This window comes from Actinobacillus indolicus (assembly GCF_004519515.1).
Taxonomy (GTDB): Bacteria; Pseudomonadota; Gammaproteobacteria; order Enterobacterales; family Pasteurellaceae; genus Glaesserella; species Glaesserella indolica_A.
In genome coordinates, this window is sequence record NZ_CP038145.1 from 682,795 (window position 1) to 706,049 (window position 23,255).

At 40.8% G+C, this 23,255-nt stretch carries 20 protein-coding genes and 1 pseudogene; 10 read left to right on the top strand and 11 right to left on the bottom strand.

Features of this window, described 5'->3' with window-relative positions:
* The first annotated feature begins 7 nt into the window (after nucleotides 1–7).
* The 8 genes from EXH44_RS03235 (at nucleotide 8) to greB (ending at nucleotide 8,834) form a co-directional block, all read left to right on the top strand.
* On the top strand, nucleotides 8–175 hold the full coding sequence (locus EXH44_RS03235; protein WP_162856253.1) for a DUF5363 domain-containing protein: 168 nt from the start codon (nucleotides 8–10) through the stop codon (nucleotides 173–175).
* Nucleotides 176–301: 126 nt separating this feature from the next.
* Nucleotides 302–2,356 carry a methionine--tRNA ligase gene (metG, locus tag EXH44_RS03240; protein WP_162856254.1) on the top strand — a complete coding sequence of 685 codons (2,055 nt, stop codon included), beginning with the start codon at nucleotides 302–304 and terminating at the stop codon, nucleotides 2,354–2,356.
* Nucleotides 2,357–2,448: 92 nt separating this feature from the next.
* Nucleotides 2,449–2,865: a nucleoside-diphosphate kinase gene (gene ndk / locus EXH44_RS03245; RefSeq protein ID WP_162856255.1), complete on the top strand. Its 417-nt coding sequence runs from the start codon at nucleotides 2,449–2,451 to the stop codon at nucleotides 2,863–2,865.
* 223 nt (nucleotides 2,866–3,088) lie between these two features.
* Nucleotides 3,089–4,624: a fused PTS fructose transporter subunit IIA/HPr protein gene (fruB, locus tag EXH44_RS03250; protein WP_162856256.1), complete on the top strand. Its 1,536-nt coding sequence runs from the start codon at nucleotides 3,089–3,091 to the stop codon at nucleotides 4,622–4,624.
* An 8-nt stretch (nucleotides 4,625–4,632) separates the two neighbouring features.
* The gene (gene fruK / locus EXH44_RS03255; RefSeq protein WP_162856257.1) at nucleotides 4,633–5,577 is read left to right on the top strand and encodes a 1-phosphofructokinase; all 945 of its coding nucleotides are present in this window, start codon (nucleotides 4,633–4,635) and stop codon (nucleotides 5,575–5,577) included.
* Nucleotides 5,578–5,649: 72 nt separating this feature from the next.
* The gene (locus EXH44_RS03260) at nucleotides 5,650–7,305 is read left to right on the top strand and encodes a fructose-specific PTS transporter subunit EIIC (RefSeq protein ID WP_162856258.1); all 1,656 of its coding nucleotides are present in this window, start codon (nucleotides 5,650–5,652) and stop codon (nucleotides 7,303–7,305) included.
* 111 nt (nucleotides 7,306–7,416) lie between these two features.
* Nucleotides 7,417–8,352, top strand: a complete 936-nt coding sequence (locus EXH44_RS03265) for a KpsF/GutQ family sugar isomerase (RefSeq protein ID WP_162856259.1) — start codon at nucleotides 7,417–7,419, stop codon at nucleotides 8,350–8,352.
* Nucleotides 8,352–8,834 carry a transcription elongation factor GreB gene (gene greB / locus EXH44_RS03270; RefSeq protein ID WP_162856260.1) on the top strand — a complete coding sequence of 161 codons (483 nt, stop codon included), beginning with the start codon at nucleotides 8,352–8,354 and terminating at the stop codon, nucleotides 8,832–8,834. The genes EXH44_RS03265 and greB overlap by 1 nt, the downstream gene beginning before the upstream one ends.
* Before the next feature lie 54 nt (nucleotides 8,835–8,888).
* On the opposite strand, the gene EXH44_RS03275 is transcribed toward greB, so the two are convergent.
* The 5 genes and pseudogenes from EXH44_RS03275 to EXH44_RS03295 form a co-directional block, all read right to left on the bottom strand.
* Entirely contained in the window at nucleotides 8,889–11,558 is a 2,670-nt protein-coding gene (locus tag EXH44_RS03275; RefSeq protein WP_162856261.1) for a PqiB family protein, read from the bottom strand.
* Between the two features lie 99 nt (nucleotides 11,559–11,657).
* On the bottom strand, nucleotides 11,658–12,104 hold the full coding sequence (gene fur / locus EXH44_RS03280; protein ID WP_135674787.1) for a ferric iron uptake transcriptional regulator: 447 nt from the start codon (nucleotides 12,102–12,104) through the stop codon (nucleotides 11,658–11,660).
* Between the two features lie 19 nt (nucleotides 12,105–12,123).
* Nucleotides 12,124–12,648 carry a flavodoxin FldA gene (gene fldA / locus EXH44_RS03285; RefSeq protein ID WP_135674785.1) on the bottom strand — a complete coding sequence of 175 codons (525 nt, stop codon included), beginning with the start codon at nucleotides 12,646–12,648 and terminating at the stop codon, nucleotides 12,124–12,126.
* 12 nt (nucleotides 12,649–12,660) lie between these two features.
* Nucleotides 12,661–12,954 carry a LexA regulated protein gene (gene ybfE, locus EXH44_RS03290; RefSeq protein WP_135674782.1) on the bottom strand — a complete coding sequence of 98 codons (294 nt, stop codon included), beginning with the start codon at nucleotides 12,952–12,954 and terminating at the stop codon, nucleotides 12,661–12,663.
* A gap of 140 nt (nucleotides 12,955–13,094) precedes the next feature.
* Nucleotides 13,095–13,903, bottom strand: a pseudogene (locus EXH44_RS03295) (Cof-type HAD-IIB family hydrolase).
* A 123-nt stretch (nucleotides 13,904–14,026) separates the two neighbouring features.
* On the opposite strand from EXH44_RS03295, the gene EXH44_RS03300 reads away from it, so the two are divergent.
* The gene (locus tag EXH44_RS03300; RefSeq protein ID WP_162856262.1) at nucleotides 14,027–14,704 is read left to right on the top strand and encodes a phosphoribosyltransferase family protein; all 678 of its coding nucleotides are present in this window, start codon (nucleotides 14,027–14,029) and stop codon (nucleotides 14,702–14,704) included.
* Here the strand turns inward: EXH44_RS03300 and EXH44_RS03305 are convergent.
* The 6 genes from EXH44_RS03305 to EXH44_RS03325 all read right to left on the bottom strand — a co-directional run bounded on the left by EXH44_RS03305 (nucleotide 14,690) and on the right by EXH44_RS03325 (nucleotide 21,535).
* Nucleotides 14,690–15,490 carry a TatD family hydrolase gene (locus tag EXH44_RS03305; protein ID WP_162856263.1) on the bottom strand — a complete coding sequence of 267 codons (801 nt, stop codon included), beginning with the start codon at nucleotides 15,488–15,490 and terminating at the stop codon, nucleotides 14,690–14,692. The genes EXH44_RS03300 and EXH44_RS03305 overlap by 15 nt on opposite strands.
* A 59-nt stretch (nucleotides 15,491–15,549) precedes the next feature.
* A complete protein-coding gene (locus EXH44_RS03310; protein ID WP_162856264.1) occupies nucleotides 15,550–17,142 on the bottom strand; it encodes a carbon starvation CstA family protein in 1,593 nt (530 codons plus the stop codon).
* A gap of 254 nt (nucleotides 17,143–17,396) precedes the next feature.
* On the bottom strand, nucleotides 17,397–18,515 hold the full coding sequence (locus tag EXH44_RS03315) for an aminotransferase-like domain-containing protein (RefSeq protein ID WP_208717157.1): 1,119 nt from the start codon (nucleotides 18,513–18,515) through the stop codon (nucleotides 17,397–17,399).
* 18 nt (nucleotides 18,516–18,533) lie between these two features.
* Nucleotides 18,534–18,791 carry a GntR family transcriptional regulator gene (locus tag EXH44_RS11045; RefSeq protein ID WP_208717159.1) on the bottom strand — a complete coding sequence of 86 codons (258 nt, stop codon included), beginning with the start codon at nucleotides 18,789–18,791 and terminating at the stop codon, nucleotides 18,534–18,536.
* Between the two features lie 394 nt (nucleotides 18,792–19,185).
* On the bottom strand, nucleotides 19,186–20,190 hold the full coding sequence (cydB, locus tag EXH44_RS03320) for a cytochrome d ubiquinol oxidase subunit II (protein WP_162856265.1): 1,005 nt from the start codon (nucleotides 20,188–20,190) through the stop codon (nucleotides 19,186–19,188).
* Nucleotide 20,191: 1 nt separating this feature from the next.
* On the bottom strand, nucleotides 20,192–21,535 hold the full coding sequence (locus EXH44_RS03325) for a cytochrome ubiquinol oxidase subunit I (protein WP_162856266.1): 1,344 nt from the start codon (nucleotides 21,533–21,535) through the stop codon (nucleotides 20,192–20,194).
* Nucleotides 21,536–21,848: 313 nt separating this feature from the next.
* Here EXH44_RS03325 and EXH44_RS03330 point away from each other — a divergent pair, with 313 nt between their 5' ends.
* Nucleotides 21,849–23,231 carry a Do family serine endopeptidase gene (locus EXH44_RS03330; protein WP_162856267.1) on the top strand — a complete coding sequence of 461 codons (1,383 nt, stop codon included), beginning with the start codon at nucleotides 21,849–21,851 and terminating at the stop codon, nucleotides 23,229–23,231.
* The last annotated feature ends 24 nt before the right edge of the window (nucleotides 23,232–23,255 follow it).

The following is a 23,255-nucleotide window of genomic DNA, read 5'->3' on the forward strand; positions in this document are numbered from 1 at the left end:
GAATACAATGGAAACCGAACACAAAAGCTTTTTCCGTAAACTCTTAGATAAATATAATGATCTCTGTAAAGATCTTGGTGTGGATCAAGGTGCATGCCGTGGTTGTGTGCCTGTGGTGAAGTTTGATCCTGAGAAAGATGATAAAACGGAAAAACAAGCAGGTAGATCCGAATAAAATGTTGCAAAAGCTGAAAGAAATTTCAGCTTTTTTGTTTCCTTCATTCTTCCTTATCACTAGGCATTTCTGCCCTTTTCCGCTACAATCCCCATAATTTTTTGCTATATTTTAGAGAGATTTAGAATGTCAAATCCAAAAAGAAAAATACTGGTAACCTGTGCTTTGCCTTATGCTAACGGAGCGATCCATTTAGGGCATATGCTTGAACATATTCAAGCGGATATTTGGGTGCGTTTTCAGCGTATGCGTGGCAACGAAATTCACTTCGTCTGTGCCGATGACGCTCACGGCACGCCGATTATGTTGAATGCGGATAAACTCGGCATTACCCCTGAACAGTTAATCGAAAAGGCCAAAGCTGATCACATTGCTGATTTTGCTGGCTTTAATATCAGTTTCGATAACTATCATTCCACCCACAGCGAAGAAAACCGTGAATATACTTCCGCCATCTATAAAAAATTAAAAGCGAACGGTTTTATCAAAAGCAAGGTGATCTCGCAGTTATTTGACCCTGAAAAAAATATGTTCTTACCTGATCGCTTTGTGAAAGGCACTTGCCCGAAATGTAAAGCGGAAGATCAGTACGGCGATAACTGTGAAGTCTGTGCTTCTACTTATAGCCCGATGGATTTAATCAATCCACGTTCGGTGGTATCAGGCTCTACCCCTGTGGTAAAACAGTCGGAACACTTTTTCTTTGATTTACCAAGTTTTGAAGGTATGTTGAAAGCGTGGACACGTTCCGGCTCGCTTCAGCCTGAAATTGCCAATAAAATGCAAGAGTGGTTTGAAAGCGGTTTACAGCAATGGGACATCAGCCGTGACGCACCTTACTTTGGCTTTGAAATTCCGGATAGCGAAAACAAATTCTTCTATGTTTGGCTTGATGCCCCTATCGGCTATATGGCTTCGTTCAAAAATCTCTGTGACCGCACGGGCTTGAACTTTGATGATTTCTGGAAAAAAGAGAGTGATGCTGAGTTGTATCACTTTATCGGTAAAGACATAGTTTACTTCCACAGTCTATTCTGGCCTGCGATGTTAGAAGGAAGCGAATACCGCAAACCGACAAACGTCTTTGCACACGGTTATGTGACAGTCGATGGACAAAAAATGTCTAAATCCCGTGGCACGTTCATTCAAGCCAGCACTTACTTGAAACATATCGATCCTGAGTGTTTGCGTTACTACTATGCGGCGAAACTGAACGATCGCATTGAAGATCTCGATTTCAATTTAGAAGATTTCGTACAACGGGTAAACAGCGACATCGTCAATAAATTAGTCAATTTAGCTTCTCGTACCGCAGGGTTCATCACAAAACGCTTTGAAGGCAAACTCGCTTCAACATTAGAAAATCCAGCACTTTTTGATGAATTTGTTGCACAATCGGAACAGATCGCCACTTATTTTGAAACGCGTGAATACAACAAAGCGATCCGTGAAATTATGGCATTAACGGATAAAGCCAATAAATACATTGACGACAAAGCCCCTTGGGTGATTGCCAAAGAAGAAGGCAAAGACGCTGAATTACAAGCGGTCTGTTCAATGGGCTTAGAGCTATTCCGTGTATTAATGAGCTATCTCAAACCTGTATTACCAAAATTAGCGGAACGTGCCGAAGCCTTTTTACAAACAGAACTACGTTGGGACAATATCGGTTCACCGCTATTTGCCCACAACATTGCACCGTTTAAATCGCTCTTCTCTCGCTTAGAGAAAAAACAGATTGACGCTGTGATTGAAGAAACCAAAGCACTTTTCGCCGAAAGCGTAAAAGCAGAAACTGCAAAAAAAGGAAAAGAAATGACCGCTTGTGAAACCAAAGTTGAACCTATTGCCCCTGAAATCACCATTGACGACTTCGCCAAACTCGATCTGCGTGTGGCAAAAGTATTGAAATGTGAAGCTGTGCCGAAATCAGATAAATTATTACGTTTTGAACTCGATTTAGGCGATCATACTCGCCAAGTCTTCTCTGGTATCAAAGCGGCGTACAGCCAACCTGAAGAGCTTGAAGGCAGATTTGTGATTATGATTGCCAACCTTGCCCCACGCAAAATGTCGTTTGGTATGTCGGAAGGAATGATTTTATCTGCTGGCACAGGCGGTGCAGATCTTTATTTGCTCTCTGCGGATAGTGGCGTAACGGCTGGTATGCAGGTGAAGTAAATTCATCAGAGATACATCTTACATTTAATCTTCGTAGGGCTGGGGTTTATCCCCACCCGATAAGTCAGTTTATTGATATAAAAGGATAACTAATGATCCAACAAACTCTCGCCATTATTAAACCCGATGCGACTAAACGCCATCTTATCGGTGAAATTTTAAGTTATATGGAAAAAAATGGCTTAGCGATCAAAGCATTAAAAATGCTTCACTTAACCAAAGAACAAGCGGAAGGTTTTTATGCAGAACATCAAGGAAAAGACTTTTTTGATCCGCTCGTGGCATTTATGATTTCTGAGCCTATCGTTGTTGCGGTGTTAGAAGGCGAAAATGCCGTGGAAAACTATCGCTTGTTGATGGGGGCAACCAAACCCGAAGAACGCAAACTAGGCACTATTCGCAAAATGTTTGGTTTAAGCTACCGTGAAAACTCGGTACACGGTTCGGACTCTGAAACTTCCGCAAAACGTGAAATTGCCTATTTCTTTACGCCGAGTGAGATTGTGTAGATGAAATGCAGGGGCGAATAACATTCGCCCTGACGTTCCTGCAATCATTTTGGGGTAAATGTAATTTGCCCCTACAACTTATTTATATCCCTTTTTGTGAGCTAGATCACAAAAAGGGATTTTTATTTTGCTTTCCCTTAAATTGCTAGATCGATTTAGCAAAAAATAGAGTACAATCCTTATAATTATTTTATCTTTTAAATTAAATTTATAAGGGGTTTCAATGCTCAACTTATCTGCACAAAATATCCGTTTAAACGGCTCGGCAAGCAATAAAGAAGAAGCTATTCGCTTGGTTGCAAGTGGCTTAGTTGCCAACGGCAATGTTGTTGAAGGCTATGAAGTCGGAATGCTAACTCGTGAAACGCAAACATCAACCTATTTAGGCAATGGTATTGCGATCCCACACGGCACTTTAGACACTCGTGATTTAGTCAAAACCACTGGGGTACAAGTTTATCAATTCCCACAAGGGATCGAATGGGGCGAAGGCAATACCGCTTATGTTGTGATTGGGATTGCGGCAAAATCCGATGAACATTTAACCCTACTTCGTCAATTAACCACGGTACTCGGCGATGAAGCGGTAGCGGAAAAATTGGCGAAAACGCAAGATCTTGATGAGTTCGTGGCGTTATTAAGCGGTAAACGTAACGAACCTGTGATTTCAGCCGAACTTATCTCTTTAGACATTGATACATCAAGTCTTATTACCCTTTCTGCGATTAACGCAGCCAAATTGCAAGAAAAAGGCTATGTTAATCAAACCTTTATTAGCGATGTCGTAGAAAATCAGCCCCTAGCGTTAGGCAACAATGTTTTCTTAGCAGACAGCAGCAAAGGTAACTTATTAAACGGTGTGGCGGTTGCTCGTAGTAAAGAAGGTAAAACCCTTGTAACCGTTGCGGCAACGGACGACAGCTTGCAGACTACTTTAGCTAAATTGCTCAATATCACGACCCGTCAGCAGTTAATGATTGCCCCTGCAGATCGTATTTTGGCAATTTTCGGTCAATCTGCACCAGAAGCTGTTTCAGCACCTGCACAAGCGGCGGCTTCTGCTGAAAATTTTGCAAATGCAGATCAGGTAATCGGCACTTTCACTGTCCGCAATGAACACGGTTTACACGCTCGTCCTTGTGCAGTGTTAGTTCAAACCTTAAAACCATTTGAAGCCAAAGTTACCGTTGTTAATCTTGATCGCCAAGCAGAACCTGTGAATGCGAAAAGTACAATGCGAGTGGTTGCTCTTGGTGCGGCAAAAGGTCACCGTTTACGCTTTGTGGCAGAAGGCAGTGATGCACCACAAGCTATCGAAGCCTTACAACAAGCGTTTGTGGCAGGCTTAGGGGAAGCGGTGACTTTTGTTCCTGCAGTTGAAGATACGATTGAAGCGACAGGAAATAGTGTCGCAGCGAAAGTGGCAGAAGTGGCTCAAGAAATCGCACAAGCGGTCACATCGAACGAAAATATTGCAAATAAAGAAGAACTTGAAGCGACATTCACGATCCGCAACGAACACGGCTTGCACGCTCGTCCAAGTGCGATGTTAGTTAATGAAGTGAAAAAATATAATGCGACTATCCAAGTGCAAAACCTTGACCGTGACAGCCAGCTAGTCAGTGCGAAAAGCTTGATGAAAATCGTGGCATTAGGCGTGCAAAAAGGACACCGCTTACGCTTTGTTGCAACAGGCGAAGAAGCACAGCAAGCCTTAGACGGTATCGGCAAAGCGATTGAAGCCGGCTTAGGCGAATAGGGGGAAAAATGGCACAACAATTACGCATTGCAACGGTGACCCTAAACCCTGCCTTTGACTTAGTCGGGCGTTTGAAACGCATTGAAGTCGGTGAAGTGAACACGGTGGAAACCCTTGGACTTTACCCAGCAGGAAAAGGGATTAACGTGGCAAAAGTCCTTGCGGATTTAGGCACAAATCTGACGGTAACAGGCTTTTTAGGCGAAGAAAATCAAGGGGATTTTGTTCAAGCCTTTCAACAAAATGGTCTGGTCGATCAGTTTTATCGCATTGCAGGCAAAACCCGTATTAACGTCAAAATTACCGAAACAGAAGCCGATGTGACGGATCTGAATTTCTTAGGCTTTGAAATTTGTACAAACGATTGGCGTAAATTCACCGCACTTTCACAGCAATGGCATACGCAGTTTGACTTGGTGGCAATTTGCGGTTCACTACCGCGTGGAGTTACTGCAGAACAGTTTGCCGATTGGTTGAAATCCTTGCACGATCAAGGGTTGAAAGTGGTGTTAGACACCAGCAACCAAGCATTAACCGCAGGCTTAAAAGCAAATCCTTGGTTGGTGAAACCAAACCGCCGTGAGTTAGAAGTGTGGGCAAACCGACCGCTTGAAACCTTAGATGCGGTGATTGAAGCAGCACAAGAGCTACGCACTCAAGGCATTGAAAATGTGATTATCTCAATGGGTGAAAAAGGCTCGGTTTGGATCAATAACGAAGGGGTACTTCAAGCTCAACCGCCACGTTGTGAAGATGTGGTAAGTACCGTAGGGGCTGGCGACTCAATGGTTGCAGGGCTGATCTACGGTTTCTTGCAAGGTTGGGATAAAGCGAAAACCCTTGCCTTTGCCAGTGCGACATCTGCCCTAGCGGTATCCCAAAGTAACGTGGGCGTAAGCGATAAAACGGCGTTGGAAGGGATTTTGGCACAGGTTAAATTGACTGAACTTTAATTGTAGGGTGCGTGTAAACGCACCCTACCTTAGAAAGAAAACAGATTTCTTAAACATTGATAGGAATAAAATATGAATATTTCATTTATTTTCCCGGCACAACTCGGTAAAGCAAGAGCATTTCTTGTGAATGAAGTGCTAACGGCAGCGGCAAAACAGCAAGGACATTCTGTGGTCAATGCAGAACAAGCGGATTTTGTGGTGTTATTTGATGAGCAAGTGCCTGCGAACGTTGTCGGTAAACAAGGGGCGGTGGTTAGCCTTGAGCAAGCCTTTGCTCAACCTGAAGCGACATTCTCACAAGCGGTTAATTCTGCTCAAACTTTTGCAAATGCAACACAAGCAGCGGTTTCAAACTCTGGCGTAAAAAATATCGTTGCAGTAACCGCTTGTCCAACAGGGGTTGCACATACCTTTATGTCTGCCGAAGCGATTGAAAACTATGCCAAAGCACAAGGCTGGAATGTGAAAGTAGAAACCCGTGGACAAGTCGGTGCAGGCAATCCGATTTCAGCGGAAGAAGTTGCAGCAGCAGATTTAGTCTTTGTGGCAGCGGATATTGATGTGGATTTAAGCAAATTCCAAGGCAAATTAATGTACCGCACTTCAACAGGTTTAGCCTTGAAGAAAACAGCTCAAGAGTTTGAAAAAGCCTTCCAACAAGCGACCGTTTATCAAGGCGGTTCTGCGGCAGCTGCGAAAGGCGAAGAAACGACTGGCGAGAAGAAAGGGATTTATAAACACTTGATGACGGGCGTATCACATATGTTGCCGTTCGTGGTTGCTGGTGGTTTGTTAATTGCCATTTCCTTTATGTTTGGTATTGAAGCCTTTAAAGATCCGAATATCGCAGGCGGTTTACCGAAAGCATTAATGGATATCGGTGGCGGTGCGGCATTCCACTTAATGATCGCAGTCTTTGCTGGTTATGTTGCCTATTCGATTGCTGACCGCCCTGGTTTAACCGCAGGTTTTGTCGGCGGTATGTTAGCGACAACGGCAGGTGCAGGGATTTTAGGCGGTATTATCGCAGGTTTCCTTGCAGGTTATGTGGTGAAATTCTTGAATGATAACATCAAGTTACCGGCAAGTTTGACTTCGTTAAAACCGATCTTAATCCTACCGCTCTTAGGCTCTGCGATTGTCGGTCTTGCAATGGTTTATGTGATTAACCCACCTGTTGCCAGCATCATGGAAGCCTTATCCAACTGGTTAAAATCAATGGGTGAAATCAATGCGATTGTACTTGGTATTGTACTTGGCGTGATGATGTGTACCGATATGGGCGGTCCAGTAAACAAAGCAGCTTACACTTTCTCTGTTGGTATGTTAGCCTCAGACGTAAATACCCCGATGGCGGCAGCAATGGCTGCAGGTATGGTTCCACCTATCGGTATGGCGATTGCGACTTGGATTGCTCGCAATAAATTTACCGTAAACCAACGTGATGCAGGCAAAGCCTCTTTCGTACTCGGCTTATGCTTTATCTCTGAAGGTGCGTTACCGTTTGTAGCAGCAGACCCAGTGCGTGTGATTGCCACTTCCATCTTAGGCGGTGCAACGGCAGGCGCGATTTCTCTTGGTTTAGGCATCACATTACAAGCCCCACACGGCGGTTTATTCGTGATCCCATTTGTTTCGCAACCGTTGATGTACTTGGCAGCCATTGCAATTGGTTCTGCGGTGACGGGTGTGACTTATGCGGTGATTAAACCGAAAGCTGAATAATAGATAGCGATTTATGATTGAGAAACACGGAACAGGAAACTTTCCGTGTTTTTTTATTTTGAGAAAAGCGTATAATTTGCCACGAATTTCCGATTAAATAAGGATAACCCAATGAATCATCTATCAAATGCCAATACTGCGTTAACGCTTTATGCACAAGCTATTTCTCGTCTAAATCAAAATTTATCTGACAATTTTAATCAAGTCGTTGAAATGATCTTACATTGCGAAGGACGTGTTGTTGTCGCGGGTATAGGGAAATCAGGCTTAGTGGGTAAAAAAATGGTAGCAACTTTCGCATCAACAGGCACACCAAGTTTCTTTTTACACCCAACCGAAGCATTTCATGGCGATTTAGGGATGTTAAAACCCATTGATGTGGTTATTTTGATTTCTTATAGTGGCGAAACGGACGATGTCAATAAATTAATCCCTAGCCTAAAAAACTTTGGTAATAAAATTATTGCCATGACAGGGAACCCGCAATCAACTCTCGGTCGTCATGCTGATATTACCTTAGATATCAGCATTGAACGTGAAGCCTGCCCTAATAACCTTGCGCCAACAACATCTAGTTTAATTACGATGGCACTTGGTGATGCGTTAGCAATTGCGTTAATTAAAGCTAGAGATTTTAAAGCGGAAGATTTCGCTCGATTCCATCCAGGTGGAAGTTTAGGTCGTAAGCTACTTTGTCGCGTTCGCGATGTAATGCAACGTAAATTACCAATCACATATCCATCAGCTTCTTTTAGTGACTGTTTAAATGTGATGAATGAAGGCAGAATGGGGGTAGCAATTGTGATGCAACAAGATGAGTTGCAAGGGATTATTACTGATGGAGATATTCGTCGAACTCTGGCTAAATTTGGAGCAGATAGCTTAAATAAAACAGCAGAAGATATAATGACTCGAAATCCAAAAACCATTTTGGATAGCACCTTCCTTGCACACGCAGAAGAGTTCATGAAAGAAAAACATATCCACTCATTAATTGCGGTAACAGAAGAGGGTAAAGTCTCGGGTATCGTGGAGTTTGCAAGTTAATGGCAAAATCAAATCATATCACTCGTGAAGGCTGGCAAGCGTTAGACCAAGAGCTTAAATACCTTTGGAAAGATGAACGCCCTAAAGTCACTCAAGCGGTATCTGATGCAGCAGCGCTTGGTGATCGAAGCGAAAATGCCGAATATATTTATGGCAAACGCCGTTTACGTGAAATCGATCGCCGTGTTCGCTTTTTATCTAAACGCTTAGAAGTATTACAAATTGTCGATTATCATCCAAGTCAGGAAGGTAAAGTCTTCTTCGGTGCTTGGGTAGAATTAGAAAATGAAGAAGGTGAAATTAAACAATATCGGATAGTTGGTTGTGATGAATTTGATCCATCAAAACAGTGGATTTCTATTGACTCTCCGGTTGCTCGAGCATTAATTGGTAAACAAGTTGATGATGAAATTCAGGTTGAAACGCCTCTTGGAAAAGTCACTCTTTATATTAATAGAATATGGTATAACGCAAATACTTAAAATAAAGGCTGAAGTAGAAATATCTTCTTCAGCCTTTTTATCACATAGTTCTTCCTATTCTGAAATCCCTTGATCCCACCCCAAAGCTTCCTCAGGGAGCTTACGCTTTAATAGGAATCGTCTATTTGCTTCTGCTTGAGGTTGGACTACTCTGCCTGATGGCGTTGAGAAACTAATTCCACCATTGAATAACTGCGACATCGTTCCTGAATTCATGCTGACTCCTGCCAAACTAATATCCATGGTATAACCAGAAGAAGCCCAAAATTCACTATTTTTACGCACAAGATGTTTATACTTACTTGCAATTCGTAAGTGAATGAGCACTCTATCTCCTAATTCGCTTAAGCTTAAGCGGTTCACAATCCCCACTTGCATTCCACGATACATCACAGGTGCTTGTGGCGTAATGCCATTTGCATCCGTTGTTTCTACGATAATTGGGAATCCATCTGCATACTGGGTCTTCACCGTATCGGTATCGCCTAATTGGAATTGGGTTTTACGTTCCCCTGTACCAGCATCCACATTAATATAGTTTTGAATCATTGCATCCAGATTTTTAAAGCCAGTAGTATCAATTTCAGGTGAGATTGCACTAAACTTACTCCCTGCTTTTGCCACTAAAGGATAATACTGACCTTCAATGTAAGCGGTGGCTTTCACCTGTTTTTTTGCATTATCTAGCTGAAGCGATTCGACTTTACCAATGGTTAATCCCATATATTTAATTGGCATACCTTTACTGAGTTTTGAGGCATCTTGAGCAATCAAAGTGACATAGGTATTACCCGATGTCGCTTTATCATAACTTGCATAAAGGGTTTTATTACCTTTTGAACCACCATTATCAAAACTGATAGCCCCTTTTAATGTTCTCATCAGAGATCCCATTTTGACATTCAATCCATTGGTTGAAATATCTACTTCCGTTGCAGGCTCAATCCAGAAACGGCTATTTTCTGTCACTAAATGACGATATTTCGGTTCAATAAAGAGATCAACATCAAATTTGGCTTTTAGTGGGCGAATGTTTAATACTTCACCGATAGGAAAATTACGGTATAGCACAACCGAACCTTTATCAATGCTAGTCAAATCATTAGCCGATAATGTGAGTGTTGCTTTTTTCTCTACGCTCACAATGTCCGCTTCTGCACTATCAACATCTTTATAAAGTGGATATTGTTTTTTAGCTTCACCTTCCGCTTTACTTGGTAAAATTCGGATACCACCTTTTAACCAATCTGAAGGAGAACCCGCATGAACCCTTAATCCATCTAAACTTACTGACATATCAATGTTAGAAATCGCCACAAACTTTGTATTGCCAGCCACAAGATTTCGATAAGGTGGATAAATAATAGCTTGAAACTTCACCCCATCTAAAGAGACCTGACGTTGTAAAATCTCACCAATTTGAACATCATTATAGTAAATGCCTTGTCCTTGCTCTACACCGTAAGCTTGAGGCGACACCAATTGGAAAGCAAGCACATTAGGACGACTTAAAAGATAATCAGATTCTTTTAATACGGTAAAATTAAACTGAGGTTCCCCATCTCCCTTTTCAATTTCAAAATAAACACCCCGAAATAATTCGCCTATTTTACTAATTTGCTCTTTATTTAGACTAAATTTTGGTTCCTTAATTAAAATTTGGCTTCCTGATTTCAATAAGTCAGCATGATTAGGGTCGATCAACAAGGTTCCCTGAATTTTTTCAGTGGATGTTTGCTGATTTTTTAGAATATCACTCTCTTTCTCTGGTTGAATATTTAAATGAGATAATACCCCTATCTGAATATTTTGATAATACACAGGGGTTTCATTCACTTTTAAATTTGGCATCATTGGCAAAATAACATTAACTTCAGTGCCTCTCTGAGCTGACTTTAAACTGTCATAAAGATGAAATTTTTGCCCCTGTTCAGCGACTTCCCCATCCTCAGGTGAATCAAAAGCAACCGCACCTTGCACAATTGAAGCAAGGCTATCCACATTCACACTAACTCCAGACAAGCCTGCATTTAGATTAATACCACTGATATTCCAGAAATGGCTCTCTTTTTTCACCAAATTTGCATACTTTTTATCAATAACGAGATCAATTTCAACCTGTTTCTGATCACGAGTAAAACGATAATCGGCAATATTTCCGACAGGAACCTTACGGAAATATACACTTGCACCAACGGTGATCGAACCAAGATCTGATGAAACCAGTTTGACTAAAAGATCACCATCAGTGACACTGATTGCAGGAGGTTCTTCTTCCGCCGTAAATTCATATTTGCTTGATGCATCGCTATTCTCACTAGGTTGTAATGTGATGTAGTTTCCTGACACAAGCGCATCTAAACCAGAAACCCCCGCCAATGAAGCACTCGGTTTCACAAGCCAAAATTTCGTCCCTTCACGCAGTACTGACTTCGCTTCAGGATTAATCTCCGCATCCACTTGGACCCCCGTGAGATTATCGACAAAATAGACCTTTTTAACCTGACCTATTTGTAAACCTTGATAACGAATAACCGTTTTCCCTGCAGTAATCCCATCGCCTTCATGGAAACGAATCGTAATGGTTTCCCCCTGCTCTTTTAGAATTTGAAAGAACAGTAAACAACCAATGGCAAAAGCCACTATCGGCAACAACCAAAAGGGTGAAATTTTTCTAGGTTGTCTCACCTTTGCAGGCACACTATTTGGAATATTCTCTGACATAAAATTTCAATTCACTAGATAGACGTAAGCGGTGAGATGTTGCAAAAATTTTACAAAATCTCACCGCTTGATCATGATTTACCCGCCAATAAAGAGAAATTATTTTTTCTCTTTTTCATCACATTTTTGGATATTACTACATTTACCATAAAGATAAAGACTATGGTTTGCAAGCTCAATCCCATGTTGTTGGCTAATTTCACGCTGACGGCGTTCAATTTCAGAATCTTTAAACTCAAATACTTTGCCACAGTCCATACAGATAATATGGTCATGTTGGTGGTTCATATTTAACTCATAAACTGCTTTATTCGCATCAAAATTATGACGAGTTAAAATATCAACTTCCTCAAATTGATTTAATACGCGATAAACCGTCGCTAAACCAATTTCAGACTGCTTCTCTAAGAGTAATTTATAAATGTCTTCCGCTGAAAAATGTTGCATTTGGTCGCGAGTTTGTTGCATGAGCTCCAAAATCGTTAAGCGAGGCTCAGTCACCTTCAAGCCTACTTTTTTTAATAGTTTCACATTTTCTTCTGACATATATCCTCCAATAGATATATTACGCTAATTCCGCTAAATACATTTCATCAAAAATCTGTTTACACCAACGGTTTACACGCTCTTCGGTTAATTCTGGTTGGCGATCTTCGTCAATACATAAGCCGACAAAGGTTTCATCATCAATTAATGCTTGAGATGCTTCGAAAGTATAACCTTCAGTTGACCAATGACCCACAATAGTACCGCCATTTGGTTCAATCACATCACGAACCGTTCCCATTGCATCACAGAAATACTCCGCATAGTCTTCTTGGTCACCACAACCAAAGATACCCACGATCTTGCCTGTAAAATCAATCTCTTTTAACGTCGGCATAAAATCGTCCCAATCTGCTTGAGATTCGCCGTAATACCATGTTGGGATACCAATTAATAAGAAATCGTAAGCTTCGATGTCTTCTTTCGTGCTTTTTGCAATATCACGAATATCCACTAGGTTAGCACCTAGTTGTTTTTGAATCATTTTAGAAATGTTTTCTGTGTTTCCGGTGTCACTACCGTAAAATAAACCGACAACTGCCATTTAAAATACCTATTATTTGCTCAATTCAATGGCATCGCCATTGAGATAATCGTTTAAAATGAGTTCAATCAACTGTCCTCGAGACAGTCCTTTTACCGCTGATTCTTGTTCCAATGCCTCCACCAAATCCGAATGTAACTTCAACTCGACTCGTCTTAAGCCAGATGAGCGATCTCGTCTAAGCTGATTCCGTTTATTAATACGAAGTTGTTGTTCTCGGCTAAGGGGATTTGTACGTGGTCGCCCAACTTTTGGCATATTTTCGAACAGATCTAAGGTAATACAATCTGAATCTTGCTTTGCCATTACTACAATTCTTGGGCTAAATTCTCCCATTCAGATGAGAATGAGACGCTAATTATTAAAGTGCGAACTATACCATAATCTAACATTATTGAAAATGGGATAAGAAAATTTGCCTAAGATAATCTTAAATACAAAAGGTTTTAAATCACCCCTAGCTTTTCTAACGCCACCAAAATGCCATCTTGTTCAATCGGCAAAGTGACATAATCTGCCACCTCTTTCAATTCCTCTTCTGCATTGCCCATTGCAACCCCAAAGCCTACGGTAGCAATCATTTCCAAATCATTTAAACCATCGCCAAACGCCATCGCATTTTCAATACCAAAGCCAAAATGATGAAGAACATCTTCAATACCACGTGCTTTTGAGTTGTTTTTATTCAGCAAATCCACCGAATATTTATGCCAACGCACTTCTTTTAAATCATCTTCTAAAATTCCTGAGCGAATAACTTCTTCCGTGCGTTCTTGCGGAAAGAACGCCAATAGCTGAATAACCGAATGATCCAAATAAAAATTCGGATCGACAATATAATCTTCTTTAATTGGACGCAACGACTCTTCGACTTCCGCCGTATTTTTAGACACCGCAATTTGTTCTGCAGTCACAAAGGCATACTCAATCTGCAACGCCTGCAGTTTGGCTAATATACGCTCAACACGTTCAGTCGTAAGCGGGTATTCACTAATAATCTGATCTCGATAAAGGTTATACTGACCGTTTGTCGTTATGAACAGCTCAAAACCTTGCTCATTCATTAACGGCTTGATTGCTTTCGGAAAAGCCCCGTAAGTTCTACCTGTGGCAATCGCAGGGATAATCCCTTTAGCTCGTAAGCGAGGAAGTACTTGCTCTGAAATAGACAACGGAATACGGGTTTCTTTTTGTAATACAAGGTTTCATCAATATCAAAAAACACAATTTTGATTGGGGTAGTTGGCTTTTGCATCATATCTCCTTTTATGTTTAATCTATGAAATTTTACTCTTTTTTCGATCCGTGTCACAAAAATTCCCCAAACTTCTCTAAAAAAACTTGATAGAGTTCAAAGAAAAAAGCTATTGGGGAAAAGATGAACGACTGGGGATTTTGCTGTGTACATTGCGACAGACGGCTTGCCATTGCATCACACGGTATTTGTAGCCGTTGTAATGATCTGCTAAAACGCCACTGCTACTGTGGTGGCTGTGGAAGTTTTCTGTTAAGCGATCACAATTACTGTGGAAATTGTTTAAAGAACGAACCTAAATGGCATCGCATCGTGCAAATTTCCCAATATAAACCACCGCTTGCAGAGTGGATCCACCGCTTCAAATTTCAACAGCAATATTGGCTTGATCAACCATTAGCACGGCTGCTACTACTTGCTATTTATCAAGCTAGACGAACACATCAGCTCACATTGCCTGAAGTGATTTTACCTGTGCCGTTATATTGGCAACGTGAATGGCAACGAGGCTACAATCAAGCGGTGCTTTTAGCCCAACAGTTAGCAAAATGGCTTCATCTGCCAATGGATAAAGAGAGTTTACAACGTATTCGAGCCACCCAACCGCAACGAGAGCTAACAGGGCAAGAACGCCGTAAAAATCTACGAGGGGCTTTTATTTATCAACCAAAACAGCCTTATCAGCGAGTAGCGATTGTAGATGATGTGGTCACCACAGGTTCAACTTTGAATACGATTTGTGCCGAGTTGCTCAAACATGGGGTAAAGGAAATTCAGGTATGGACATTAGCGAGAGCCTAGCCAAAATAACCTTTCACTTGTCTGCCAAATGGTTTCTGCAATCTGCTCAGGGGTTTCACAGCGTAATTCGCATAATGCGTTAAAACTCACGTTCAAACGCTCTGGACGGTTCGGCTCGCCTTGATAACCAAAGACAGGCATATCAGGAGCATCGGTTTCAAGTAGTAAACTTTCCAAAGGCAATTTACGCATTGTTTCTCTGGTTTTATTTGCTCTTTGATAGCTTATCGTACCGCCCACCCCGATTTTATAACCTAAATCAACAAAACGCTTCGCTTGTTCATAACTTCCTGCAAACCCGTGTATAACACCTGTTCGAGCAAGTTGTGCTTTTTTCAAAAAAGTAAAAAGCTGATCGTGGCTTTTACGAGAGTGTAAATTCACAGGCAAATCATACCGCTTGGCAAAAGCTAATTGTGCTTCTAAAAATACACATTGTTTATGCCACAGCTCAGGCGTACAAACTGCTTCAACTGCTCGTTCTAAGCCAATCTCGGCAATCGCCGTGCAATGCGGATCTTGGCGTTGCAGATAGCGTTCAAGTAAATCTAGATCAGTTGTTTGATGTTCAGCAATATAAAGGGGATGTAAGCCTAAGCCATACACAATATGATTTGGTTCAGCTTGGCTACAAGCGGCGACTTGCTCAAAATTTTTTGCAGAAATTGCCACAACTAAAATTCGTTCCACCTCTTGCACTTTAGCATTATGCATTAATTGCGAAACAGAGAGATTGAGATCTTGAGCGAGATAATCTAGGTGTGTGTGGGTATCGAAAAAACGCATTTTATTCCTAAAAAACATAAGGGGCGAAAACTCGCCCCTATAGTCCAATAACTCAGCAATTATGCTTTAGTTGTATCATCAACATAGATATCTGGGTCTTCTTTACCTAACGGTTTTAACATGGTGAAGAATGCCGCAGTACATGCTGCTGTTAAACCTAAACCAATCCATACAGATAATTCATAATCTAAGCCGAAGCCGATTTTGTTGTACGCAAGGAAGGTGAATGATACGGTACTGATAAATGCCGCAGGAATTGTACATACCCAGTGGAATTTATTGTAACGGTATAAGTAAGCCGCTGCAGTCCATAACATGACCATTGCTGTCGTTTGGTTTGCCCAAGTAAAGTAACGCCATAAGATACTGAAGTCCACTTTTGACACGATAAAGCCAATTACGAATAGTGGGATACAGATCATTAAACGTTTAACTAAGGTTTTTTGTTCAATTTTGAAGAATTCAGCAATAATTAAACGTGCCGCACGGAATGCTGTATCACCAGAAGTGATTGGTAATACCACAACACCTAATACCGCAAAGATACCACCAATGAAACCTAAGAAGTAAAGTGAAGAATCATATACCACTTTAGATGGTGAACCTGCTGCGATAGCATCTTGTAACGCTTGTGGGTTTTCATAGAATGCTAAACCAACCATACACCAGATTAACGCAATAACACCTTCAGCAATCATTGCACCGTAGAAAATGAAACGACCTTCGCTTTCATTTTGTGCACAACGTGCCATTAATGGAGTTTGCGTTGCGTGGAAGCCTGATAATGCACCACAAGAGATGGTTAAGAATAATAATGGCCAAATTGGAACATCACCTTTTACTTGGAAGTTTTGGAAGAACTTCTCAACACTCATACCATCAATTGTACGGAAGAAATCAATAGGATCTGTTGCACTAAAGTGGCTAGTCATTAAACCATATACCATACCTACTGACATAAATAGGAGTAACGCACCGAAGAACGGATAGATACGACCGATGATTTTGTCAACAGGAAGAAGAGTAGCTATGATATAATAACCAAAGATAATGGTTGTCCATACTGCAATAACAGTTGGTTTATCCATGCCCCATACAGTAATGTCGCTTGCAGCCGCTGTTGCTGTTTGTGCAATTTCTTCTGCATTATTTAAAGACAATGAACCCGCAGAGTTACCAAATACATCCATAGTGATAGTACTTAATAATTGTGCTGGACTTGCAACGAACACAACACCAACTAAAAGAAGTAATACAACCGCTAGAAGATTGATAAATGCTTTAACTGGACGGCCTAAGTACTTACCCGCAAGGTTAGGCATTGATGCACCGCCATTACGCACACTTAACATACCACAGAAGTAATCGTGTACCGCACCAGCAAAGATACAACCTAAAACAATCCAAAGCATTGCAACTGGTCCGTATAACGCACCAAGAATAGGACCAAAGATTGGACCTGTTCCAGCAATGTTTAACAACTGAATAAGCCAAATACGTTTTTTAGACATTGGCACATAGTCAACACCGTCTTGCATTGAATATGCAGGTGTTGTTTTTTTCGGGTTAATCACGAAGATTTTTTCAATGATTTTACCGTAAACGAAGTAGCCTAAAATTAATACGGCTACGCAGAATAAAAACCACAACATATAAGGGAGTCCTATAATCAATTATTGATAATATGCCAAAAGGCGACACATTCTAGTTATTTGTGTAAATAAAGTAAACGAGATTGTTAAATACAACATTAGAAATGTGACAACGATCACAATTTGATTACACATACTACGCTAGAAACATTTCATCTATTTTCCTGATATGCGATTCTTAAAACGACAAGGAAAAATGCTACAAGCGGTGCGTTCTTGCAAAAAATTTGCAAAATCATACCGCTTGCACTGGATTAGCTCCTCAGTATTCTGACTAAAGTTCCTAACGCTTCTTCTATTTCATCTGTCCAAGCAAACGAACAATTAACCCTAATCCCTTTATGCTGTGAAGTGGGCAAAGTAAAAAGCTCGCTTGGGCTAATGCTGATTTTTTCTTCGAGTAACTGTTGATAAATCTGCATACTATCCAAATGCTTGGGCAGGTGTATCCAAAGGAAATAGCCACTACTGTGGTGTTCGATAGGACAATTTGCGGGCAAATGCTGACGTAAATAGTCCAAACATTGCTTTTTGTTCTTTTCTAAATGACGGCGAAGGTGTCGCAGATGTTTTTCGTAATGGTGATTAGAGATAAATTCCACCAAGGCTTGTTGAATTAAAGCGTTGGCGGAAATGGTACTCATCAGTTGCAAATGTTGGATTTTATCGGCAAATTGCCCTGCGTGAACCCAGCCGATACGGAAATTTGCCCCTAAAATTTTAGAAAAAGAAGAACAATGCAACACCCAGTTTTGTGCGTCAAATGCCTTCATCGGCAAGGGCTTTTCACCCCGATAATAAAGCTCTTGATACACATCGTCTTCAATTAAATGCACTTGATATTGAGCCAACAATTCCCCAATCCGCTGTTTGATTTCAGGGCTGACAGTAAACCCCAGCGGATTGTGGCAGTTGAGCATAAACCAACAAACCTTGATGGGATAACGCTGTAAGGCTTGCTCAAACGCCACAAGGTCAAAACCGCTTGGGTGGTCGGGCAAAGTAACAACATTTAAACCTAATTTTTCCGCAATCTGCCACGCCCCATAAAATACCGTCTGCTGTAATAAAATATAATCACCCTGTTGCGTTAAGGCTTGTAGCGAAAGGTTCAAAGCGTCTAAACAGCCGGAGGTAATCACAATATCATCGGCTTGCGTAGGAATACCTTGCAAGCGGTAACGTTGTGCGATTAATTTACGCAATTCCACATTGCCCGACAACACAGGCTGTGGCTCAATCTGCGTTCTATCACGGCTAAGCTGACTTAAAATTTGTAGCAATTTGGGCGGATTGAGATAATCGTGGCTCGGAAAAGGCGACCCTAGAGGTACAATATCCGTAGCTTGAATGGATTTCAGATAACGAAACACCAACGAATTAATCTCAATTTATTTGTTCAACGTGATTTCGCTGTTGGTGTGCGGACGAGAAGATGAGTAAAAAGGTGCAACAAAATAACCGCTCTTTTGCACCGAATAAATCAGCCCTTGAGCTTCTAACTCTTGATAGGCGTTTAACACCGTCATCAAACTCAGTCCCGAACGTTGTACCTGATCTCGCAAAGACGGCAACTTCTCGTGCGGTTTCAACTCGCCTGTTTCAATCAAATGTTTAAGGTGCTGGGTGAGTTTGGTGTATTTGTACATTGGGTAAAAGGGTAATTAAGTTAAGGTTAAGTTTGTAGTATTGCAGATCGTCAACTTGCTTAAATAGCGAATACGGCTACCATCTATCTTACCCCAACCACCACTAAAATTCATCTTGGTTTAGGGGATTGAGAGATAGGCGTCATTGAATGGCTTTTTGTTCGGGATATGAAATTCCGCACAAACCAGCATAATTTTAGAACTCAGTGGAGAAATACGGTGTTCATATACAAAAACCAAACCCGATACATCAAATATCGGGTTTTCTATTTTACTTAATATGCTAAATGCAACAACACTTTAAATATCCCAGCAATCATTGCCAGTCCGCAAAAGCCTGCTAGCCAAAGCAGAATAAACCACTGGGTTGAACTCAGTTTCATGTTAATCTTCATCAATGATAGCCCTCATCACCAATACGTACTTTATCTCTAAACACCCAATAAGACAAAATGGTATAGGCAATAATAATCGGGATAAAAATCCCTGCGCCCACTAAAGCGAACATTTGGCTTGAACGTGGTGCAGATGCCTGCCAAATATCCACAGACGGTGGAATAATGTAAGGAAATAGACTTAATACAAACCCAACAAACGCCAGTAACATCAATAAAAAGGTGTAGATAAACGGCTTTTTATCGTTGCGTTGTTTACAAGCGGTCAGATTGAGATAAAAAATTGCAAATGTCGCCACAACCATGACAACAAAATAAGCCATATTCGGCATACTAAACCAATGCTCTGCAAAACTTGACTCAATCATTGGTGAAACCACTACTACGCCAATAAATACCACCAGCAATACCAACGTAATATTCGGCATAATGCGATACATTGTTTGTTGTAAATTCCCTTCCGTTTTCATGATTAACCATGCACAGCCTAATGTGGCGTACATAACAACCACGCCAAAGCCCGTAAAGATCGTAAACGGTGTCAACCAATCAAAAGTTCCGCCTGAATAAATACCATTAGTGGTTTCAATCCCTTGGATAATTGCCCCTAAAATCACGCCTTGTAAAAAGCTCGAAATCGTTGAACCGAAAATAAAAGAGTAATCCCACCATTTTTTGTTATTTACTGATTTTGAACGGAATTTAAAAGTTACCCCACGGAAAATCAGGGCAATCGCCATCAAACTAATCGGCATATACAATGCAGAGAGCACCGTTGCATAGACCACAGGGAAAGCGGCATATAATCCTGCACCGCCTAGCACCATCCATGTTTCATTACCATCCCAAACGGGCGCAACTGTATTAATCATCACATCACGCTCTTTTTCCTTTTTCACAAAAGGGAAAAGAATCCCGATACCTAAATCAAAGCCGTCAAGTACCACATAAATGAGCAACCCTAGCCCAATAATTAAAAACCAAATCAGTGCGGTATCGATCATCTTATTGCTCCTTTGAATCAATCATTTCAGGGCCTTTCCATAACATTCTCACCATATAGAAAATGCCACAGCCAAAAATAATGGCATAGGTAATCACAAAAATGATTAACGTTAAGCCAACCTGCTCTGCTGAAACTGTGTGGGATAATCCTTCTTTAGTACGCATTAATCCGTAAATCAACCATGGTTGTCGCCCGACTTCAGTCGTCACCCAACCAGCCAATAATGCAATATAGCCAGATGGAGTCATCAAGAATGCAAAACGGTGAAACCATTTTGTTTCATACAGAGCATGACGTTTTCTTAAATAAAGGGCAGTTAAAGACATTAATACCATTAACATCCCCATACCGACCATGATACGGAAACTCCAGAATACAATCGGCACATTCGGGCGATCTTCAGGCGCAAACTCTTTCAAGCCTGTTACTTTACCGTCTAACGTATGAGTCAAAATCATACTGCCTAAATTCGGCACACCAATTTCAAAATGGTTTTTCTCTTGTTCCATATCTGGAATAGCAAATAAAAGTAACGGCATACCGTGATCGTGGTTGGTTTCCCAATGACCTTCAATCGCCGCTAATTTAGACGGCTGATGTTTTAAGGTATTTAAACCGTGCATATCGCCCACAAAAACTTGTGCCACAGAAGTTGCTAATACCATCCATAAACCATAAGAGAATGATTTTTTGATGAGTTGATCACGGCGACCTTTCAACAAATGCCAGCCAGCAGTCCCTACGACTAACAGCGCTGAGACTAAGAAAGCAGCCACCGCCATGTGTGCAAAGCGATAAGGGAAAGACGGATTAAACACAATCGCCCACCAATCTTCAGGAATCACAATGCCATTTTCAATACGGAAACCTTGTGGGGTCTGCATCCAGCTGTTTGACGATAAAATCCAGAACATCGAAATACAGGTTCCAATTGCCACCATTAATGTTGCACCAAAATGCGCTTTCGGGCTAACACGCCCCCAACCGAATAACATAATGCCTAAGAAGCCAGCTTCTAAGAAGAAGGCGGTTAATACTTCATAGGTTAACAACGGGCCTGTAACACTACCTGCAATACGTGAAAATTCACTCCAGTTCGTTCCAAACTGATAGCTCATTACAATGCCAGAGACAACGCCCATACCAAAAGCGATACCAAAGATTTTTAACCAAAATTTGTATAAATCTTTATAAATCGGATCGCTTGTTCTCAACCAACGCCATTCTAAAAAGGCAAGAAAACTCGCTAATCCTATCGAAGTCGCAGGGAAAATAATGTGAAAAGAGACGGTAAATGCAAACTGAATACGAGCCAGCATTAACGCCGTAAGACCAAGATCCATAAAATAATCCTACATAGAAAAATAGGCGGGCATTCTATAAGAATTTAATGATGAGATGAAGGTACACTTTATTGAGTAAAAACTATAACAGTTTATAAAAAAACAAAAAGAAAATACCACCTGATATAATAACAAGCGGTTATATTTGTCTAGAATTTTACAAATTACTCTCTTTCATCAATTGAGCTGTATAAATTATATACTTTTAATACCTATGGTAGGAACTGGGAAAAAATTTCTCTGTCTTACGTTGCACGAGTGAGCAATAAACTGACTCGATTAACATAACTAATTAATATAAAAGGAAATATCAATGAAAATGATGATGAAAAAATCAGTATTAACGTCCCTTGTTCTTGGATTAAGCGTACTCGCAACACCAATGTTTGCACAAGCAAATTTACCAACGGTCGTCGAGGGACAAGCTGTACCAAGTCTTGCACCAATGTTAGAAAAAGTGCGTCCAGCTGTTGTGAGCATTGCTGTAGAAGGAAAAACCAAAGCATCAGAAAGTCGACCAAATATCCCTGAAGAATTTGAATTTTTCTTTGGTCCAGAAATGTTTCGTGATGGTGGCGCTCCACGCCAATTCAGAGGCGAAGGATCTGGTGTCATTATTAATGCAGATAAAGGATACGTAGTTACGAATAACCATGTGATTAATGGTGCAGATAAAATTACCGTTAAACTTGAAGATGGTCGTGAATTTAAAGCTAAATTAGTTGGCGCAGATCCAATGTCAGATGTGGCTTTAATTCAATTAGAAAATCCAAAAGATTTAACCGAAATTAAAATCGCAGACTCAGATAAATTACGTGTAGGAGATTTCACCGTTGCTATCGGTAACCCATTTGGTTTAGGACAAACGGTGACTTCTGGTATAGTTTCTGCATTAGGACGCTCAACCGGCAATATAGATGAAAGTTATGAGAGCTATATTCAAACGGATGCTGCAGTAAACCGTGGTAACTCAGGTGGCCCATTAATTAACTTAAATGGCGAGTTAATTGGTATCAATACTGCGATTATCTCACCAAGTGGTGGAAATGCAGGTATTGCTTTTGCCATCCCAAGTAATATGGCAAATAACTTAGTTCAGCAAATTATTGAGTTTGGTGAAGTAAAACGTGGCTTACTCGGCATTAAAGGTGGTGAATTAAATGCTGATTTAGCGAAAGCCTTTGATGTGAACGCACAACAAGGTGCTTTTGTGAGTGAAGTGATGGCTGATTCAGCTGCCGCTAAAGCAGGCTTAAAAGCAGGTGATGTGATTACTGCCTTGAATGGTCAAAAAATTCGTAGTTTTGCGGAGTTAAGAGCAAAAGTTGCCACAACTGGTGCAGGAAAAGAAATCGAATTAACCTACTTACGTGATGGCAAAGAAAGTAACGTTAAAGTAACCTTACAATCCGATGAACAAAGTAAAACCAGTGCTAAAAGCCTACTTCCAACCTTAAATGGCGCTGAATTTGCAAACTACAATGACAAAGATGTAAAAGGCGTTGAAATTGTTAAAGTAGAAAAAGGCTCAATGGCAGAATCAAGAGGGTTCAAAAAAGGCGATGTCATTGTTGGTGTAAACCGCCAAACGGTAGAAAACATTGGTGAATTACGTAAAATCTTAGATTCTAATCCATCTGCCATCGCATTAAATATTTTACGTGATGGCTCTAACTTCTACGTAATTATTCAATAATGATAAAGGCTTGCAAGCGGTTAG

Bases quoted from the DNA above. Each gene is read 5' to 3' on its own strand.
- EXH44_RS03235 (WP_162856253.1), top strand. From the start codon at position 8: ATGGAAACCGAACACAAAAGCTTTTTCCGTAAACTCTTAGATAAATAT.
- metG (WP_162856254.1), top strand. From the start codon at position 302: ATGTCAAATCCAAAAAGAAAAATACTGGTAACCTGTGCTTTGCCTTAT.
- ndk (WP_162856255.1), top strand. From the start codon at position 2,449: ATGATCCAACAAACTCTCGCCATTATTAAACCCGATGCGACTAAACGC.
- fruB (WP_162856256.1), top strand. From the start codon at position 3,089: ATGCTCAACTTATCTGCACAAAATATCCGTTTAAACGGCTCGGCAAGC.
- fruK (WP_162856257.1), top strand. From the start codon at position 4,633: ATGGCACAACAATTACGCATTGCAACGGTGACCCTAAACCCTGCCTTT.
- EXH44_RS03260 (WP_162856258.1), top strand. From the start codon at position 5,650: ATGAATATTTCATTTATTTTCCCGGCACAACTCGGTAAAGCAAGAGCA.
- EXH44_RS03265 (WP_162856259.1), top strand. From the start codon at position 7,417: ATGAATCATCTATCAAATGCCAATACTGCGTTAACGCTTTATGCACAA.
- greB (WP_162856260.1), top strand. From the start codon at position 8,352: ATGGCAAAATCAAATCATATCACTCGTGAAGGCTGGCAAGCGTTAGAC.
- EXH44_RS03275 (WP_162856261.1), bottom strand. From the start codon at position 11,558: ATGTCAGAGAATATTCCAAATAGTGTGCCTGCAAAGGTGAGACAACCT.
- fur (WP_135674787.1), bottom strand. From the start codon at position 12,104: ATGTCAGAAGAAAATGTGAAACTATTAAAAAAAGTAGGCTTGAAGGTG.
- fldA (WP_135674785.1), bottom strand. From the start codon at position 12,648: ATGGCAGTTGTCGGTTTATTTTACGGTAGTGACACCGGAAACACAGAA.
- ybfE (WP_135674782.1), bottom strand. From the start codon at position 12,954: ATGGCAAAGCAAGATTCAGATTGTATTACCTTAGATCTGTTCGAAAAT.
- EXH44_RS03300 (WP_162856262.1), top strand. From the start codon at position 14,027: ATGAACGACTGGGGATTTTGCTGTGTACATTGCGACAGACGGCTTGCC.
- EXH44_RS03305 (WP_162856263.1), bottom strand. From the start codon at position 15,490: ATGCGTTTTTTCGATACCCACACACACCTAGATTATCTCGCTCAAGAT.
- EXH44_RS03310 (WP_162856264.1), bottom strand. From the start codon at position 17,142: ATGTTGTGGTTTTTATTCTGCGTAGCCGTATTAATTTTAGGCTACTTC.
- EXH44_RS11045 (WP_208717159.1), bottom strand. From the start codon at position 18,791: ATGTACAAATACACCAAACTCACCCAGCACCTTAAACATTTGATTGAA.
- cydB (WP_162856265.1), bottom strand. From the start codon at position 20,190: ATGATCGATACCGCACTGATTTGGTTTTTAATTATTGGGCTAGGGTTG.
- EXH44_RS03325 (WP_162856266.1), bottom strand. From the start codon at position 21,535: ATGGATCTTGGTCTTACGGCGTTAATGCTGGCTCGTATTCAGTTTGCA.
- EXH44_RS03330 (WP_162856267.1), top strand. From the start codon at position 21,849: ATGAAAATGATGATGAAAAAATCAGTATTAACGTCCCTTGTTCTTGGA.